The organism is Haloferax sp. Atlit-6N, assembly GCF_003383195.1.
GTDB classification, from domain to species: Archaea; Halobacteriota; Halobacteria; order Halobacteriales; family Haloferacaceae; genus Haloferax; species Haloferax gibbonsii.
Window position 1 is genome coordinate 330,126 of record NZ_QEQJ01000001.1, and the last position, 17,700, is coordinate 347,825.

Consider the following 17,700-nt stretch of genomic DNA (forward strand, 5'->3'; position numbering starts at 1 on the left):
CCGACGCCGGCGTCGCCGTCTCCCCACCCGTCGCCGCGACCGCGCCGGCCGCCCCGTGCCCCCGACCCGCACGCATCCGGCGAACCGTCAGCATCTAAGTACGACCCACCCAACGCTGGACTATGGAACTCTTCGGCACCGCCGGTATCCGCGGGAGCGCGACGGAGCGAGTCACGCCGGAACTCGCCCTCAGCGTCGGCCGCGCCGCCGGCCTCGCCGCGCTCGAATCGGACGCGCCCGCCGAGTTCGTCGTCGGCCGCGACGGACGGACGACCGGGCAGGGCCTCGCCGCCGCCGTCGAGGCCGGTCTGCTCTCCGCCGGCGCGGACGTGACCCGCGTGGGCGTCGTCCCGACGCCGGCGCTCGCGTTCGCCTCGCGGGGTCGACGCGGCGTCATGCTCACCGCCTCGCACAACCCCCCGACGGACAACGGCATCAAGATGTTCGTCGACGGGCAGGAGTACGACCGCGACCTCGAACGCGACATCGAGACGCGGGTCGAGGCGGGCACGTCCCCGGCCGACTGGGACGACTGGGGCGCGACGGGGACGAGCGGCGTCCTCGACGCCTACCGAAGCGCTATCGTCGAGTTCGCCGGCCGGCACGGGGCGGCCCTCGACGGTCTCAACGTCGCCGTCGACTGCGGCAACGGGATGTCCGCGCTCGGCACGCCGCAGGTCCTCCGCGACCTCGGCGCGCGCGTCGTCACGCTCAACGGGCAGATAGACGGCCACTTCCCCGGGCGCGAGTCGAAGCCGACGCCCGAGACGCTCGCGGACCTCATCGCGTTCGTCGCCGACGGCGACTTCGACTTCGGCATCGGCCACGACGGCGACGCCGACCGCATCGTCATCATCGACGGGGACGGCGAGGTCGTCCACGAGGACACCGTCATCGCCATCGTCGCCGAGCACTACGTCCGCGTCTCCGACGCCGACGACCCCGTCGTCGTCACGACGCCCAACGCCTCGGGCCGCATCGACGAGCGGGTCCGCGAGGCCGGGGGTCGCGTCGAACGCGTCCGCCTCGGCGCGCTCCACGAGGGCATCGCCAGCGCCCGCGCCGGCGGCGGTGACGTGGTGTTCGCGGCCGAGCCGTGGAAGCACATCCACCCGTCGCTCGGCGGCTGGATAGACGGCGTCGCGTCGGCGGCGCTCGTCGCCCGCCTCGCCGCCGAATCCGGCATGGCCGGCCTGCGCGAACCGGTCACGGAGCGCCCGTACCGCAAGGTGAGCGTCCCGTGTCCCGACGAGAAGAAGCGGGCGGCGATGGCGGCGCTCGAAACCTCGCTTCCCGACGCGATGGCCCCCGAGTCGGTCGACACCGAGTACGGCGTCCGACTGGAGTTCGCCGACGCGTCGTGGACGCTGGTCCGCCCGTCCGGCACGGAACCCTACATCCGCGTGTACGCTGAGGCCGACGACGTGGACCACCTCGTCGACGAGGTGACGGCCGTCGTCGAGGCCGAAATCGAGGACGCCTGAACGGGCTTCGAAGAGGTTTTTCGCCGGCGCAAGCGGCCGGCCAGGTGCGAACTCGACGCCGGCGGACGTGAACCTCGCTCCCGTTCTCTACGATTTGCAAACGTGGTGATGTGACGCCGATGAAACCGCGAAACGACACCTTTATGCAATTTTCGCGGCCCCTGTCTCAATAGGAGTTCATACATATGGACAGACGTTCTTTTGTCAAAGCGGCAGGGGTCGCGGGTATCGCTGGCCTCGCAGGTTGTACGGGCGGACCGTCCGAGGGGAGCGACGACACGACGGCGACGACGACCGAGTCGTCCGGCGGCGAGGAGACCACCACGGCCGAGCAGACGACCGAGGAGTCCGGTCCGGCGGCCAACGTCGGCATGGTCTACGCGCTCGGCGGTCTCGGTGACAAGTCGTTCAACGACGCCGCGAAGCGCGGCATCGAACAGGCGGAATCGGAACTCGGCATCGCCTACGACGAGGCCCAGCCCTCGGCGGCGGAGGAGTTCCCGCAGTTCCAGCGCCGGTTCGCGCAGTCGTCGAACCCGGACTACGACCTCGTGTCGTGTATCGGCTACGCGCAGAAGTCCGCGCTCTCCGAAACCGCGCCGAGTTTCTCGGACCAGAAGTTCATGATCGTCGACGACGTGGTCGACGAGGACAACGTGGCGAGCTACCTGTTCCGCGAGGAGCAGGGCTCGTTCCAGGTCGGCTACCTCGCCGGCCTCATCACGACCCAGGAGTTCTCGGCCGGCTCCGGCTCGACGACGGCCGACTCGAAGAGCGTCGGCTTCGTCGGCGGCACCGAGACCGAGCTCATCCGCAAGTTCCAGGCCGGCTACGAGGCCGGCGTGGCGCACGCGGACGAGGAAATTTCCGTCGACGTGGCCTACGTCGGGTCGTTCTCCGACTCCGCGAAGGGCAAGGAGATTGCCACCTCGATGTACGACAACGGCGCTGACGTCGTCTACCACGCGGCCGGCGGCAGCGGCCTCGGCGTCTTCCAGGCGGCCAAAGAACAGGGCAAGTTCGCCATCGGCGTCGACTCCGACCAGTCGCAGACCGAACCGAACTACGCCGACGTCATTCTCGCCTCGATGGTCAAGCGCGTCGAGTCGGCGGTGTACACCTCCGTCGAAAACGTCGTCAACGACGAGTTCAACGGCGGTTCCACCACGACGCTCGGCCTCGAAGAGGACGGCGTCGCCGCCGTCTACGGCGCGGAACTCGGTTCCGAAATCCCGCAGGACGTGAAGGATTCGCTCTCGGAGTCCCGCGAGGCTATCATCGCCGGCGACATCGAGATTCCGACGACGACCGAGTAACGCCGCACTCGACACTCACATTTCTTTCGACGCCGCCCGCCGAGCGACGGCATTCCCGAATCTTGGGGTCAATGTTGCCGCTTTCACACCGCGGTCGGCCGAACATGCTCGCGGGTTGAACGGTTCGAACTCCCCGAGAACCGCCGCGACGCTCCGTGTGGACCACTCCCGCGCCGACTCGAATCCCACGAGTTTAAGCGAACCCCCCCGAAAAAAGGGTCAAGATGAGCACCGCTGTTCATCTCGACGAAATCACAAAACGGTTCCCCGGCGTCGTGGCGAACGACGACGTGGACCTGACCGTCGAGCGCGGCACGGTGCACGCACTTCTGGGAGAAAACGGGGCCGGCAAGACGACGTTGATGAACATCCTCTACGGGCTCTACGAACCCACTGAGGGGACCGTCCACGTGGACGGGGAACCGCGGGACTTCGATTCGCCCGCGGACGCCATCGACGCCGGAATCGGCATGATTCACCAGCACTTCATGCTGGTCGACCCCATGACGGTCGCCGAGAACATCGTCCTCGGCAACGAACCGCGCAAGTGGTTCGGCACGACCGTCGACCGGGAGCGTGCGCGCCAGGAGGTCATCGACCTCTCGAACCGATACGGATTCGACGTGAACCCCGACGACGCCATCGAAGACGTGAGCGTCGGCGTTCAACAGCGCGTCGAGATTCTGAAAGCACTCTACCGCGGGGCCGACATCCTCATTCTGGACGAGCCCACCGCGGTCCTCACCCCGCAGGAGGTCGAAGAGCTGTTCCGCGTCTTCGAGGAGCTGACCGCCCAAGGCAAGACGATTATCTTCATCAGCCACAAGCTCGGGGAGGCGATGCACGCCGCCGACGACATCACCGTCCTCCGAGACGGGAAGAACGTCGGCACCGTCAAGGCTGACGAGACCTCCAACGAGGAGCTCGCCGAGCTGATGGTCGGCCGCGAAGTTCTCCTCGAACCGAAGGCCGAACCGCAGGAACCGGGCGACGAGGTGCTCGCGGTGCAGCACCTCTCGGCCGAGGACAACCGCGGTATCCCCGCCGTCTCCGACGTGTCGTTCGACATCCGCGAGGGCGAGGTGTTCGGCATCGCCGGCGTCGACGGCAACGGCCAGTCGCAGTTGGTCGAGGCCATCACCGGCCTGCGGACGCCGACCGGGGGGGCGATTTCCTACAAGGGCCGGGACATCACCGGCGCCTCTCGCCGCTCCCGCATCGCCGACGGGATGGCGTACATCCCCGAGGACCGCCACGAGCGCGGGCTCGTGATGGACTTCGACCTCGTCCAAAACGGCATCCTCGGCAGCCAGCACAGCCCGACGTTCGCCGCCGACGGCCGGATAAACTGGTCCGACGCGCGCGACCACGCCGAGCGAATCATCGACGAATACGACGTTCGACCGCCCCACGCCGACGCCGACGCCGAGTCCTTCTCCGGCGGCAACCAACAGAAGTTCATCGTCGGCCGCGAGTTCGAACGCGAACCGGACCTCGTCGTCGCCACCCACCCGACCCGCGGCGTGGACATCGGCGCGATGGAGTTCATCCACGAGCGGCTCTTGGACCTCCGAGCCGAGGGCAAAGCGGTGCTCCTCGTCTCCTCGAAGCTCGACGAGGTACAGGGCCTCTCGGACCGCCTCGGCGTCATGCACGACGGCGAACTCATGGACATCGTAGACCCACGCAACACCACCGAAGAAGAGATCGGCCTGCTCATGGCCGGCGAACGCCCCGACGCCGACGCGACCGACGCGGAACCGCCGGTGGGTGACGCCAAATGAGCGCGACCGAGAACGCGAAGGCCGTCCTCCGACGGCTGACGGCCGCCTCCGCGACCGAGCGCATCCTCATCAGCTTCGCCGCGCTCGTCATGGCCGTGCTCGTCGGCGCGGTCATCATCCTCGTCTCGGGCCGCATCACGACGTGCCAGACCGCGGCGACGACGCTGTTCGGGACCGGCTTCTGTTACGACCCCGTCGAGGTGTACCTCGTGTTGTTCAACGGGGCGCTCGGCGAGCCGTTCCTCGTGAACAGACCGGGGATTCTCAAACCGCTCAACCCCGACTGGAACCCGCTGAGCTTCGGACTGGCGCTCACGCTCAAGGAGACGACGCTCCTCATCTTCACCGGCCTCTCGGTCGCCGTCTCCTTCCGCGCGGGCCTGTTCAACATCGGGACGCAGGGACAACTCGTCCTCGGCGGCCTCGCGACGGCGCTGTTTTCCTTCTTCGTCGCGCCGCTGCTCCCGTCGGGTCTCGTCGGCGGCCTCATTTTAATTCCGCTCGCCGTCATCGTCGGCGCGCTCGTCGGCGGTCTCTACGGCGCGATTCCGGGCGCGCTCAAGGCGTACGCCGACGCCAACGAGGTCATCACGACCATCATGCTGAACTTCATCGCGGCGCAGATCGCGTTCGTCCTCGTCAGCGAGTTCTACGGCAACCCCGACTCGCAGGTCGTCGAGACGACGCCGCTTCCCGACTGGGCGACGCTCCTCCCGGTGGCGTTCCCGCAGGGCGGCGACTTCTCGATTCTCGCGCTCGCGTTCGGTCTCGCGCTCGTCGTCGCCGTCTGGTTCCTGCTCGAACAGACCTCGTTCGGGTACGACCTCCGGACGAGCGGCGAACAGCCGGAAGCCGCCGAGTACGGCGGCGTCGACGCCAAGCGCACGACCGTCACGAGCATGTTCCTCTCCGGCGCGCTCGGCGGCATGGGCGGCGCCATCTGGGTGCTCATGGTCATGGGCAAGTGGCAGGCCGGCGTCCCCGCGCTCGGATTCGACGGCATCACCGTCTCCATCCTCGCGGGGAACAACCCGTTCGGGGTCGTCCCGGCGGCGCTCCTGTTCGGGACGCTCAAATCCGGCTCGCTCGCGGTTCAGTTCGGGACCGGCGTCCCGAAACAGCTCGTCGGCGTCCTCCGCGGCCTCATCATCCTGTTCGTCGCGATGCCCGAGTTCTTCCGCATGCTCGGTTCCGCGATCGACCTCGAACCGGACCGCGAGACCGTCGCCACGGACGGCGGCTCCCTCGGAGGTGACGACGAATGAGTACGACCACCATCGACCGACTCCGCGACACGGAACTGTCTTACAGAGCGACCCTCGCCGGCGGGGCGCTGAGCGTCTTCCTGCTCATCGCGCTCCTCGGTCTCGCGTTCCCGGGCAGCATCTGGGGCAACTTCCTCGCCATCCTCACGAGTCGGAGCACGCTCTCGTCGGCGCTCCGGCTCTCGGTACCCATCACCTTCGCCGCGCTCGGCGGTATCTTCTCCGAGAAGGCTGGCGTGGTGAACATCGGGCTGGAAGGGCTGCTCATCATCTCGGCGTTCACCGCGGTCATCACGACGGCCGTCGTCGGCCCCGAGATGACCGTCCTCGGTCTCCCGGCCATCTGGATCGGCTTCTTCGCCGGCATCCTCTCGTCGGTGCTGTTCTCGGCGCTGTTCGCCGTGGTCTGCATCCGATTCAAGGCCGACCAGATTATCGCCGGCCTCGCCGTCTGGCTCATCGCGCTCGGTCTCGCGCCGTTCGCGGCGACCGTCTACTACGGCGGCGTCAACACCGACAACCTCGGGACGACCCTCGGGACGTGGACGATTCCCGTCCTCTCGGACATCCCGTTTTTCGGCGCGTTCTTCGACGCCGACCCCGCGGTGTACATGATGCTCGTCGCGGTCCCGGCGTCGTGGTACGTCCTGAACCGCACGGCGTTCGGCCGCCACGTCCGCGCGTCCGGCGAGAACCCGAAGGCGCTCGACACCGTCGGCGTCGACGTGAGCCGCGTCCGCTACGCGGGCGTCCTCCTCTCGGGCTTCCTCGCCGGCATCGGCGGCTCCGCGCTGTCGCTCGGCCTCGGTCAGTTCGTCGGTAACAACCAGACGATGGTCAACGGGAAGGGCTTCATCGCCATCGTGGCGTACCTCTTCGGGAACTACAACCCCATCGGCGCGTTCGGCGCGTCGTTCCTCTTCGCGGGGCTGGAGGCCGCCCAGATTCGCCTCCAGCAGGTACCCGGCTACGCCATCCCCGACTCGCTCATCCAGACGATTCCGTACGTGACCGTCCTCGTCGTCCTCGCGCTCGTCGGCCGCACCCGCATCCCGGAGGCGGCAGGCGAGCACTACGACACCGGCGACGACAACCGCTGAGCGACCCGGAATCCTCGTTTCCCCCGTCTTTTCCGCTCCCCTGTTCTCCGTTTTCGCCCGTTCGAGCGCCGCATCTCGGGCGGGCCGGTCTCCGTCGAACCCCTCCCGAACGGTCGGTGCGGGAGTAAAGAGTTTTCAGCCCGCGATATGGAGGTGATACCATGTCCACAGACGAGAACGACACCGCCGAGGACTCCTCGGCGAGCCCACGGACCCAGTCCGTGGACGTGGTGGTCGTCGGCGCGGGAACCTCCGGCTGTTACGCCGCCGCCACCATCGCGAACGCGGGCTACGACGTGACCATCGTCGAGCGAAAGTCCGCGGAGGAAGCGGGGCACATCGCCTGCGGGGACGCCCTGAAGGGCGCGGACGCCTTCCCCGAGGCGATTCCGAAGTCGAAAATCGAGCCCGCGTTCACCAACACCGAGGTCGACCACGGCCGCTTCGAGATTCCGCAGGAGGACACCGTCCTCGATATCCCGGTCCCCGGCGAACTCGCCGTCATCGACCGCTGGGAGTACGGCCGCCTCATCATCGAGGGCGCGGACGAGGCCGGTGTCGAACTCCACTACGACACGGTCGTCCAGGACGTGAAACAGGACGACGACGGCACCGTCACCGGCATCGTCGGCAAACACGACGGCGAGGTCGTCGAGTACGACGCCGACATCGTCATCGACGGCGCGGGCTCGCTGTCGCTCCTGCAGGACAAGGTGGACTTCTCCGACGCCACCTTCGACACGAACGTCTCCTACCAGCACTTCTCGTCGGCGTACCGCGAGGTCGTCGAGGTTCCCGAACCCGTCGAGTGGTCCGACGCGCTCGTGTTCAAGCCGGCCGAGGTCGCCGCGGGCTACGTCTGGTACTTCCCGCGGACCGAGACCGAGATCAACGCCGGCCTCGGCTTCCAGATGACGGAGGAGCCGATGAAGCTCGTCGACGACCTGAAGAAGGACCTCCGGGAGCGCCCCGAGTTCGAGGGCGCGGAGGTCATCGACAAGCTCGGTGCCGCGCTCCCGACCCGCCGGCCCTACGACTCGGCGACCGCGCCGGGCTACATGGCCGTCGGCGACGCCGCGGCCCACGTCAACCCGACGACCGGCGGCGGCATCGCCGGCGCGGCCTACGCCGGCAAGTACGCCGGCGAGCAGGCCGCAATCGCGCTCGACGCGGGCGACGTGAGCGAGGAGATGCTCTGGCGCTACAACCAGCGCGTCATGGACCACTTCGGCGGCCGCTACGCCAGCCTCGACGTGTACAACATCCTCTCGACCGCCGTCGACGTGGACGACCTGATGGGTCTCATCGCCTCCATCCCCGGCGAGAAGCTCGCCGAGGCGCTCTACTCCGGAACGACCTCGTTCGGCCCCGTCCTCCTCGCGCAGACCGCGGCGTCGAGCTACGGTCACTGGAGCCAGATTTACGAGTTCTTCAAAATCAAGCGCCTCGCCGACGAACTGCTGGCCCACTACGGCCGCTACCCGACCCGACCGAGCGCCCTCGAGGGCTGGAAGGTCGAGCGGGACCGCATCATGGACGACATCTACGAACTCACGGGCGCGGACCCGAAGTACTGACCTCGGACTCCGCCGCGAACGAGACGTTTCGGAACTCGAACCGGGCACCCCCGTTTTCGCCGTCCGTCGCCGCCACCTCCCAGCCGTGCGCGTCGGCGACGCCGGAGACGATAGCGAGGCCGAGGCCGGTCCCCCGCGAGTCGGTGCTGTAGCCCGATTCGAAGATGCGCTCCCGTTCTTCCGGTGGGATGCCGGGGCCGTCGTCCTCGACGAAGAAGCCGTCTTCCAGCGGACCGACCCGGACGTTGACGCCGGGCGTTCCCCCGTCGGTGGCGTCCGGCACCGGTCGTCTGACCCCCGGATTCGGTGCCTCGTCGGCCGACGGTCGACCACCTGCCGCGCCGCGCTCGACGGCGTCAGACGCGGTCTGGTCGCCTGTCGAACTGCGTTCGACAGCGTCGTCGGATGAAATCCGACTGCCCGTGGAACCCTGTTCCACAGTGTCGCCGGGAGTATCCCGACGGCCTGTCGAACCGTGTTCCACCGAGTTCCGAAACAGGTTCTCGAAGACAGCGGTGAGTCGTCCCCTGTCGGCGAGCAGTTCCGCGTCGGCCTCGACGGTCAGGCCCGACGCGCCGAGGCTGGTGTTCGTCACCGCGTCCGCGGCCACGGTGGCGAGGCTGACGCGCTCGACCTCGCCGACCGACTCGCCGGCTCGGGCGAGCTGTAACACGTCTTGGATGAGCGCCTCCATCCGGTCGTGGGCGTCGGCGACCGTCGAGAGGTGCTCGGTCCCGTGGCCGTCGCGGGCGAGTTCGAGCCGCATCTGGGCGACGTTCAGCGGGTTTCTGAGGTCGTGCGTGATGACCGACGCGAACTGGTCGAGCCGGTCGTTGCGGCGGCGGAGGTCCGCCTCGCGGGCGTCGCGGTGGGTCGACCACCGGACCGCGCCGACCGCGAGCGCGGCGGACCCGACGAGGAGCGCTCCGTCCTCGAAGACGAGCGTGAACGCCTCGGGCTGGACGACGACCTCGTCGACCGCGTCGCTGACGGCGTAGACGGCGAACAGCGCGGTCCCGGCGTACAGCGGTCGCCAGACCGTCTGCACGTCGCGGACGCTCCCGACGACGAACGCGCCGGCGAGCGGAATCGGAACCAAGAGGAGTTCCACGGCGAACCGGAGCCAGTGAACCTCGGGGCTGTCGGGGAAGACGGCGACTTGGACGACCGCGACGCCGACGGCGATGCCGACGACTGCGAGACCCGGACGCAGGTCTGCGTCTTCGGTCGATTCACCTCCGAGGAGCCCCATCGCTGCCGGCTATGCACGGGGGGGACAAATAACCGCTGGCGGTTCGTCGCGGGCAGGTCGGTCGAGCGCGCGTCGGTCCGGCGAGTCGAGGCGGTCGGAAATCGCTCGAACGGCGCTCTCGGCGCGACTCAGGGTTGCTTCGCTCGCCTCAGGGGCGGCCGGCGGCGATTCGTTCGACGCTGCCGGCGAGCACGTCGACGGCGATGCCGATGGTCGCTTCGTCCACGTCGAACGTCCGGGTGTGGTGGCCGCCGGGGTGGTCGGTGCCGACGCCGACGTAGGCCGCGAGGCCGCCGCGGTCCTGGACGTACTGCATGAGGTAGGTCGCGTCCTCGCTGCCGCCGAGGTCGTCGCTTTCGAGAATCGAGGTGACGCCCTCGACCCCCTCGCTCACGCCGCCGACGATGGCCGCGAGCGCGTCGTCGCTCCGGGCGCTCGGGGCCTTCCCCTCGACCCCGATTTCGACCTCGCAGTCGTGCATCGCGGCCGCCGACTCGATGACGGTGTGGGCGCGGTCTTCCATGTACTCCATGAGTTCCGTCGTCGCGCCGCGCACCTCGCCTTCGATGAACGCCTCCTCGGCGACGATGTTCGTGGCCGTGCCGCCGCCCATCAGGCCGACGTTGACGCGGGTCGGTCCGTCGGAGTGCCGGGAGATACCGTAGAGGTTCTGCGTGGCCGCCGCGGCCGCGAGGTTCGCGTTCTTTCCCTCCTCGGGCTTCGCGCCCGCGTGGGCCGGCGCGCCGGTGAACTCGGCGCGGAAGTGCGACACCGCGAGGAACCCGCCGACGCCGCAGACGACCTCGCCGGTCGGGTGGTCGAGACCGACGTGGAGCGCGAGCAGGTAGTCCACGTCGTCGAGGTGGCCGCCCTCGGCGACGGCCTTTCCGCCGGCGACCTGCTCCTCGCTCGGCTGGAAGAACACCTTGAACGTCCCCTCGAAGTCGGAGTCGAGGACGGCGTCGAGGACGCCGATACCGATCGTCGCGTGGGCGTCGTGGCCGCAGGCGTGCATGAAGCCCTCGTTCTCGGAGCGGAAGCCCTCGGCGGCCGGGAGGTGGTCGCCGTCCTCGGACTCGGTGATGGGGAGCGCGTCGATGTCGACGCGGAGCCCGACGGTCGGGCCCTCGCCGCGTTCGACGACCGCGACCGCGCCGGTGTAGCCGCCGACGAGGCGGTCGAGAACGTCCTCGCGCGCGCCGGCCTCGCGGGCCCGCTCGAACCACGCGTCGAGTTCGGCGTCGTCGGGGACGGCCATGCGCTCGTCGGCGTCGAGTATCTCCGGGCCGACGTAGAGCGCGTCGAGGTCGCGCGTCTCCAGTTCGTCGACGAGGCGGGCGGTGGTGTAGAACTCGCGCCACGCGGGTTCGGGGTGGCGATGCAGGTCGCGGCGAAGCGAGACGAGGTCGTCCATCGTCGCTCGGTTGCTCATGTCCGGACTCTTTTCTCCCGGCGATGATAAACGCTCCCGACGTTTCGTGGCCGAGAAACTCAAGTTTGGAAGAAATAGTTGGAGGAAATTCGTGCCTATTATATATCACAGTCAATCTCTGACAAACGATGCCAGAAGAACCGGACATCGAGCTCAGTTTCCGTGGCGGGCGCCTCGTGAGCGCCCTGCCCATCGCCCTGTTCATCGCGTGGGCGATTTTCCAGAGTGGTATCCTCGGTATCGGCGATACGACCGGCCTCGTCGCGGGGATGCTGACAGGACTCATCGTGGGACTACTGTTCGTCCGGGGAGATTGGAAGGACTACGCGGACGTCGTCTTCGCCGGCATGACCCGCCGGGTCGCCGCGACGGCGGTCGTCGCGTGGCTCTGGGCGGGCATGTTCGCCGAGACCATCCAGGTCGGCGGCTTCGTCGACGGCCTCGTCTGGGCGGCCACGGTCCTGAACGTCGGCCCGGGGCTGTTCCCGGCCGTGACGTTCCTGCTCGCGGCGCTGTTGGCGACCGGTATCGGCACCGGTTACGGCACCGCAATCGCCTTCACGAGTCTCGTCTTCCCGGCGGGACTCCTCCTCGGTGCGAACCCCGTGTTGCTGTTCGGCGCGATTCTCTCCGGCGCGGTGTTCGGGGACAACCTCGCGCCCGTCAGTGACACCACCATCGTCTCCGCGGTCACGCAGGACGCCGACATCGGCGGCGTCGTCGCCTCGCGGGTGAAGTACGCCGTCGTCGCGGCGACGCTCGCAATCGCGGCGTACCTCGTCGCCGGCTTCGGAATCCCCGGCGTCTGGGGCGGCATGCCGTACGTCGACGTGGCCGGCGAAGTCTCCGCGTCCGTGTCGCCGTGGGGACTCGTCCACCTGCTCGACATCGCCGTGGTCATCGCGCTCGCCGTCCGCGGCCGACACATCATCGAGGCCGTCTCGTGGGGACTGCTCCTCGCGGCGGCGTTCAACGTCGCGCTCGGCGCGGCGAACTTGGTGGACGTTTCGGTCGGGAGCATGCTCCTGTTCAGCGCGCCGCAGAACGGGCTCACGCAGGCGGTCGAGGCGCTCCCGCTTCTCGGGGCCGTCGTCGAGACCGTCCCCGCGGGGCAGGTCGGCGTCGGCGGGAGCGTCTACTCCGGCGCGGCCGGCTTCTTCCCGCTCATCGTCCTGACGCTCTTGCTCGTCGCGGGCGCGGAAATCATGCGCGCCGGCGGCGGCTTCGACGCGATTCAGGAACTCGTCATCGACCGCGTTGCCACGACGGTCCGCCGCGCGGAGACCACGATGGTCGTCGGGACGGCGCTCGTCAACGCGACGGTCACCATCAACACGGCGGCCGAAATCGCCATCGCGCCCTACGTCGCCACGCTCGGCAAGCGCTTCAACATCAACGGCTACCGCCGCGCCAACATCCTCGACGCCAACACCTCGGCGCTCGGCTACATCTTCCCGTGGGGCGGCGGCCTGCTCGCCGGCTACGGGGCCATGCAGGGCCTCGTCGGCGGCGAGGCGACGCCGTGGTTCACGGCGGAGATGCTCGTGAACCCCGCGTCGGTCTTCCCCTACGTGTTCCACGGCTGGTTCCTCGTGGCGGTGTTCCTGTTCGCCGCGTGGACCGGCTACGGCCGCGAGTACGTCTCCGACCGCACGAGCGAGGAGGTGAGCCGCGTATGAGCCGCCTCGATAAGCTCTTGGCCGGCTGGACGTTCCGCACCGCGACGCCGACGTTCGAACCCGGCGAGGTCATCACGGCCTACGTCAGCGAGCGCAACGGCGACGGTCTCACCGTCCGCATCGGCGACTCGGTCATCCGGGTCGAAGACGGCCGAGGCGCGGCCGTCGAGGACAAGGTTCGGCTGGAGGTCACGTCGTTCGACGCGACCAATCACGTCGGTACCGGCGAGGTAGTCGAGGTCCTCGGGCCGGACGCCTGAGCGGTCGAAAAACAGACAAAAAAGCGCAGACCCGCGTCTTCTTTCGCGCTCCGTGACCGCCGTCAGCGACGGTGACCGAGCGGTTTCTTCTGTTCGACTTCGATTTCGAGGTGGACGCTGTCGGGGAACTCCTTGAGGCCGACCTCGCGGGCGATCTGGTCCGCGCCGTGGATTTCGAGCCGACGGGTGTACACGGGGTATGACCACGACGAGAACTGGTCGCCGGGCTGGAGCGTCCGATACTGCGGGACGCTCACCTGCTTCGGCTGGTCGGAGTGGGGGCCGCGGCACTCCGCGCCCTTCCGCTCGACGAACTGCTTGAGGTCGTCGACCACTCGGTCGAGGACCGCCTTATCACCGCTTTGAAAGGTGAGTTTTGTGACGAAGGCCATAGCTGGGTACTACTCCTTGTTGCACGCTCCGACGGTAAAAGCGCATCTACACGAACCGGGGACTCCGGGCTTCCGCCACCCGAATCCCGAACGAACGACCGTGCGAACGCGCTACAATCTCCGATACCCTCTTAAAGGGTGGCACGTTTATTTCGGGTAATGGCAGTCGAAGCGGTTAGCGCTGGAGCCATTCTCTTCCGCGACACCCGCGGCCGGAGGGAGTACTTACTCCTGAAGAGCCGTCCCGGGGACTGGGAGTTCCCGAAGGGCGGGGTCGAAGGGGACGAGGAGCTTCAGCAAACGGCAATCAGGGAGGTCAAAGAGGAGGCGGGAATCCAAGATTTCCGTCTCATCGACGGCTTCCGCGAGGACTACAGCTACGTCTTCGAGGCGAACGGTACGACGATTCACAAGACGGTTCACCTCTTCATCGCGCGCTCGTTCGAGGCGTCCGCGGAGCTCTCGACGGAGCACCGCGACCTCCAGTGGCGCGACTACGAGCAGGCCATCAACACCATCACGCAGGACGGCCCCCGCGAGATATTCGAGCGCGCACACGAGTTCCTCGACGAACTCGCCGAGCGGAACGAGGGCGAACACAAGTACCTGAAGTAGCGTCGGTCGGTTCGACCGACGCCCGAGACGCGACGAGAGCCAGCGACAGCGCCGCGAGTCGGCGCGGGGGCAACACCCGCGGCGTCGTCTGCGTCGTCGTCGGGTCGCACCCCGAAGCCACCCGACCGAAACGCCTTCGGCTTCCCGCCGCAACTCCCGGTCGTGAGCGACGCCGCCGACCGCGACCCCGAGTTCGCCTTCGAGCTGCGGGTCTGCCGCTGGGCCGAGCGCGCGTGGCACCCCGACGGCCCGCGCCCCGCGTTCGTCGCCCGACAGCTCGGCACCCGAGAGCGCCGCTGGGACACCGTCGTCGTGGAGGTCGACCCCGAGGCGTTCGCCGCCCGGCGCGCCCTCTCGACCGACGGCTTCGACTCCGACCTCTTGCGCGTCGTCCGCCACGCGCCCGCCGAGTGGGCGTGGTACCGAGACGCCATTCCCGAACCGGATTTCCCGTGGCGACACGTCGTGCCGGCGGTCCACCGCGCCGCGGGGCTCGGACTGGTCGAGAAGCGCCGCGGCTCGCGGAACCGCGTCGAGTACCGCCGGACCGCCCCGTACCCCGACTGGGTCGAGCGCGTCGTCGCCATCGAGAACAAGCCGGACCTCGACGCCAGCGCCGCCCGCGCGCTCGCTGACCAACTCGAACACGACGTGTCGCGGGCGCTCGCCGACGAGGTCTGGGTCGCCACCGAGGTGACGGGCCGGCGGGTCGAACCCGCTCTGTTGGAGGACCTGCCGGTCGAAGTCGGCATCCTCGGCGTCGACGGCGACTCGGCGGAGGTGCTGTGGCATCCGAGTTCGCTCTCGCCCGACCCCGACGACGCCCGGCGGCGACTCGTCCTCGCTGAGCGGGCCTACGACCGCGGCTGGCGGAACTACGTGGACACGATGCGCCCCGACTGCCGGCACTTCGAACTCGACCGGCGCGGGCGGGCGCTCGTCCCGCGGTGCGCCGCGAAAGACTGCTATCAGAGCCAGCGCGAGTGCGCCCACTCGTGTCCGTCGTTCGAGCCGGAGCCCCCGGCGTGGCGGATGAAGGGCTGGCCCATCGAGGGCGGCCCCGGCAAGGGCGTGCGCCGGATTCTGGACGCGCGGCGCGAGCGCGCCAGAGACCGTGCCGAACGCGATAGTGAGAACGCCTAAATTCGCGCCCCTCTGACCGGGCAGTATGGAGCGATTCCAGAACACGAGCCTGCCGGACTGGGACTGGTGGGGAAAGCTCTGGCCGACGCCGGGCGAGACGCTTCGGGAGCTCGGGCTGTCGACCGGCGACACCGTCGTCGAAATCGGCTGCGGAAACGGCTACTTCGCGCTCCCAGCGGCGCGAATCGTCGCGCCGGCCCCAGTGTACGCGGTTGACCTCGACGACCGACTGCTCGCGGAACTCGAACACCTCGCCGACCAGCAGCGCATCGACAACGTGGCGACGGTTCGCGGCGACGCCCGCGAGCTATCGGCGCACGTGTCCGACCCCGTCGACGTGGCGCTCTTCGCGAACGCGTTCCACGGGGTCGACAACCGCGACGAGTTCCTGACTGAAGTCGAGTCGGTCCTCGCCGACGACGGCCGGTTCGTCGTCGTCAACTGGCGACCGCTCCCCCGGTCGGAGACGACCGTGGCCGGCGAGCCCCGCGGCCCGCCGACCGAGCTACGGCTCGGTCCCGAAGAGACCGCCGCGATAGTCGAGGACGCGACCGGCCTCGCGGTGACGGCGGAAATCGACATCCCGCCGTACCACTACGCGCTGGTGTTCGAGCGGCGAGCGTAGCGACCGCGGAGACGAGCGGTTAGACGACTTCCACGTCGACCTCGTCGCGCTCGACGGCGAGGCGGAACGTGGGGACGGTTCGGTAGACGACCTCGATGACGCCCTTGCGGCGGAGGCTCTGGAGCGCCCGGCGCACGTCGTCCACGTCGGGGTCGATGTCGAACTCCTCGCGGAGCTTGTTGAGGACGCTGACGACGCTCTCGGAGCGCTCGTCGGGGCCGGCGACGACCTCGAAGACGCGGGCTTCGAGCGAGGGGACGCGGATGACGCTCGGCACGGACTCGGCCTCGTCGTCGCCCTCGACGCCGGGTTCGACGCCGACGAGTTCGGCGGCCTCGGCCGTCGCGCGGATGAGGCTGTTGTCGTCGCGGTAGTAGTAGTCTTTGAGCTCGGACTCGAGGTAGCGGTGGACTTCGCTCCCGCTTTCGAGGTCCCAGCGGTTCTGTAACTCCTTGTTCTTCGTCGGCTGGAGCCGGACGATGTCGGCGAGGCGTTCTTTCGCCTCGTCGGAGAGCGTCATATCGGTGGATTCGACGGAGGGGGTATAACGTTGTTCTGGATTCTTCAGCGCGACCGCGGAACGTTAATTATTATCCCTGTCCCTTGCGTCGGCTCGACCATGAGCTGGGACACCCTCCGACTCGACTGGGACGGCGACGTGGCGACCATCACCATCGACCGCCCCGAGCAGATGAACGCGCTCAACGCGGACACGCTCGACGCGCTCGAAGACGCGCTCGACGAGGCCGAAGACGGCGGCGCGCGGGTGGTCGTCCTCACCGGCGCGGGCGAGAAGGCGTTCATCGCGGGCGCGGACATCGGCTACATGAAGGACATCGGGTCGCCCGCCGCGCAGGCGTACGCCGAGCAGGGTCACCGCATCGCGACGCGCTTGGAGGAGTTCCCCGCGCCGACCATCGCGGCCATCAACGGCTACGCCTTCGGCGGCGGCATGGAGTTCGCGCTGGCGTGCGACCTCCGGGTCGCCTCCGAGCGCGCGCTGCTCGGCCAGACCGAAATCGACCTCGGCATCATGCCCGGGTGGGGCGGGAGCGTCCGCCTGCCGGCGCTCGTCGGCGACGAAGTCGCCCGCCGACTCATCTTCTTCGGCGAGCGCATCGACGCCAGCGACGCCCACGAGTACGGCATCGTCGGCGAGGTCGTGGCCCACGACCAACTCGACTCGCACGTCGAGGACCTCGCCGCGGACCTCGCGTCGAAGCCGCGACACGCCCTCGCGGGCGCGAAAGCCGCCATCAACATGTCCCACGACGCCCCGCGGGACGCCGCGCTCGACTTCGAGGCCCGCGTCTGGAGCGGCCTGTTCGGCACCCACGACCAGCGCGAAGGGATGGACGCCTTCCTCGACAAGCGCGACCCCGACTTCGAGTAGGAAACCGACGTGAAGCCCCGTTTCGACGGCGCAATCGGTCAATTAGCTTCGTCCGTACTCCGTGATACCCGTGCTAGCACGGCTCCTACAACTGCTAAGGCGCTGCATGTATAATGAATAATCGTGCAAGATCCCATCACGCTCGGCCGCGTCGAATCCCTCCTCGAAGACCTCTCGTACCCGGTCTCGCGCCGGGACGCCGCGGCCTCCCTCGACGGTGTGACGGTGCTCATGGCCGACGGGAACGCCGACCTCGGCGAGTTGGTCGGGAACTGCCTCACGGCCGAGTTCGCCGACGCGAAGGACCTGTACTACGAACTGAACAACGCGATGCCGATCGAGGCGCTCGGCGAGCCGGGGCAGTCCGACGGCGACGCCTGAGC

General features: G+C 68.4%; 17 protein-coding genes. 13 read left to right on the top strand and 4 right to left on the bottom strand.

The window, feature by feature from the left end; genetic code table 11:
• Positions 1–122: 122 nt before the first annotated feature.
• The 6 genes from DEQ92_RS01620 (at position 123) to DEQ92_RS01645 (ending at position 8,526) form a co-directional block, all read left to right on the top strand.
• On the top strand, positions 123–1,484 hold the full coding sequence (locus DEQ92_RS01620) for a phosphopentomutase/phosphoglucosamine mutase (RefSeq protein WP_115820342.1): 1,362 nt from the start codon (positions 123–125) through the stop codon (positions 1,482–1,484).
• Positions 1,485–1,669: 185 nt separating this feature from the next.
• The gene (locus DEQ92_RS01625) at positions 1,670–2,800 is read left to right on the top strand and encodes a BMP family protein (protein ID WP_004977114.1); all 1,131 of its coding nucleotides are present in this window, start codon (positions 1,670–1,672) and stop codon (positions 2,798–2,800) included.
• Between the two features lie 224 nt (positions 2,801–3,024).
• Positions 3,025–4,584 carry an ABC transporter ATP-binding protein gene (locus tag DEQ92_RS01630; protein ID WP_004977115.1) on the top strand — a complete coding sequence of 520 codons (1,560 nt, stop codon included), beginning with the start codon at positions 3,025–3,027 and terminating at the stop codon, positions 4,582–4,584.
• On the top strand, positions 4,581–5,849 hold the full coding sequence (locus DEQ92_RS01635) for an ABC transporter permease (RefSeq protein WP_004977116.1): 1,269 nt from the start codon (positions 4,581–4,583) through the stop codon (positions 5,847–5,849). Before DEQ92_RS01630 ends, DEQ92_RS01635 begins: the two co-directional genes overlap by 4 nt.
• On the top strand, positions 5,846–6,949 hold the full coding sequence (locus tag DEQ92_RS01640) for an ABC transporter permease (RefSeq protein WP_004977118.1): 1,104 nt from the start codon (positions 5,846–5,848) through the stop codon (positions 6,947–6,949). Before DEQ92_RS01635 ends, DEQ92_RS01640 begins: the two co-directional genes overlap by 4 nt.
• 161 nt (positions 6,950–7,110) lie before the next feature.
• Positions 7,111–8,526 carry a geranylgeranyl reductase family protein gene (locus tag DEQ92_RS01645; RefSeq protein WP_115820343.1) on the top strand — a complete coding sequence of 472 codons (1,416 nt, stop codon included), beginning with the start codon at positions 7,111–7,113 and terminating at the stop codon, positions 8,524–8,526.
• Here DEQ92_RS01645 and DEQ92_RS01650 read toward each other — a convergent pair.
• Both DEQ92_RS01650 and DEQ92_RS01655 read right to left on the bottom strand, forming a co-directional pair.
• On the bottom strand, positions 8,501–9,778 hold the full coding sequence (locus DEQ92_RS01650) for a HAMP domain-containing sensor histidine kinase (protein ID WP_050459024.1): 1,278 nt from the start codon (positions 9,776–9,778) through the stop codon (positions 8,501–8,503). The genes DEQ92_RS01645 and DEQ92_RS01650 overlap by 26 nt on opposite strands.
• Positions 9,779–9,926: 148 nt before the next feature.
• The gene (locus DEQ92_RS01655) at positions 9,927–11,210 is read right to left on the bottom strand and encodes an amidohydrolase (protein ID WP_115804805.1); all 1,284 of its coding nucleotides are present in this window, start codon (positions 11,208–11,210) and stop codon (positions 9,927–9,929) included.
• Positions 11,211–11,338: 128 nt separating this feature from the next.
• Here DEQ92_RS01655 and DEQ92_RS01660 point away from each other — a divergent pair, with 128 nt between their 5' ends.
• Complete coding sequence (locus tag DEQ92_RS01660) at positions 11,339–12,889, top strand: Na+/H+ antiporter NhaC family protein (protein ID WP_050459022.1); 1,551 nt, start codon at positions 11,339–11,341, stop codon at positions 12,887–12,889.
• Positions 12,886–13,149: a hypothetical protein gene (locus DEQ92_RS01665; RefSeq protein ID WP_004977129.1), complete on the top strand. Its 264-nt coding sequence runs from the start codon at positions 12,886–12,888 to the stop codon at positions 13,147–13,149. Before DEQ92_RS01660 ends, DEQ92_RS01665 begins: the two co-directional genes overlap by 4 nt.
• Before the next feature lie 62 nt (positions 13,150–13,211).
• On the opposite strand, the gene DEQ92_RS01670 is transcribed toward DEQ92_RS01665, so the two are convergent.
• Positions 13,212–13,541 carry an uS10/mL48 family ribosomal protein gene (locus DEQ92_RS01670; RefSeq protein ID WP_004977130.1) on the bottom strand — a complete coding sequence of 110 codons (330 nt, stop codon included), beginning with the start codon at positions 13,539–13,541 and terminating at the stop codon, positions 13,212–13,214.
• Between the two features lie 159 nt (positions 13,542–13,700).
• On the opposite strand from DEQ92_RS01670, the gene DEQ92_RS01675 reads away from it, so the two are divergent.
• The 3 genes from DEQ92_RS01675 to DEQ92_RS01685 all read left to right on the top strand — a co-directional run bounded on the left by DEQ92_RS01675 (position 13,701) and on the right by DEQ92_RS01685 (position 15,924).
• Complete coding sequence (locus DEQ92_RS01675) at positions 13,701–14,156, top strand: bis(5'-nucleosyl)-tetraphosphatase (protein ID WP_004977131.1); 456 nt, start codon at positions 13,701–13,703, stop codon at positions 14,154–14,156.
• Between the two features lie 162 nt (positions 14,157–14,318).
• Positions 14,319–15,299, top strand: coding sequence for a DUF5787 family protein (locus DEQ92_RS01680; RefSeq protein WP_004977132.1), 981 nt, complete (start codon positions 14,319–14,321; stop codon positions 15,297–15,299).
• Between the two features lie 25 nt (positions 15,300–15,324).
• Positions 15,325–15,924: a class I SAM-dependent methyltransferase gene (locus DEQ92_RS01685; RefSeq protein WP_050459020.1), complete on the top strand. Its 600-nt coding sequence runs from the start codon at positions 15,325–15,327 to the stop codon at positions 15,922–15,924.
• A gap of 19 nt (positions 15,925–15,943) precedes the next feature.
• Here DEQ92_RS01685 and DEQ92_RS01690 read toward each other — a convergent pair whose 3' ends face one another.
• On the bottom strand, positions 15,944–16,444 hold the full coding sequence (locus DEQ92_RS01690; protein WP_004969904.1) for a DUF5797 family protein: 501 nt from the start codon (positions 16,442–16,444) through the stop codon (positions 15,944–15,946).
• Positions 16,445–16,543: 99 nt separating this feature from the next.
• Here DEQ92_RS01690 and DEQ92_RS01695 point away from each other — a divergent pair, with 99 nt between their 5' ends.
• Together DEQ92_RS01695 and DEQ92_RS01700 are read left to right on the top strand one after the other, a co-directional pair.
• A complete protein-coding gene (locus DEQ92_RS01695; RefSeq protein WP_004977135.1) occupies positions 16,544–17,317 on the top strand; it encodes an enoyl-CoA hydratase/isomerase family protein in 774 nt (257 codons plus the stop codon).
• A gap of 123 nt (positions 17,318–17,440) precedes the next feature.
• A complete protein-coding gene (locus DEQ92_RS01700) occupies positions 17,441–17,698 on the top strand; it encodes a hypothetical protein (protein WP_115820344.1) in 258 nt (85 codons plus the stop codon).
• The last annotated feature ends 2 nt before the right edge of the window (positions 17,699–17,700 follow it).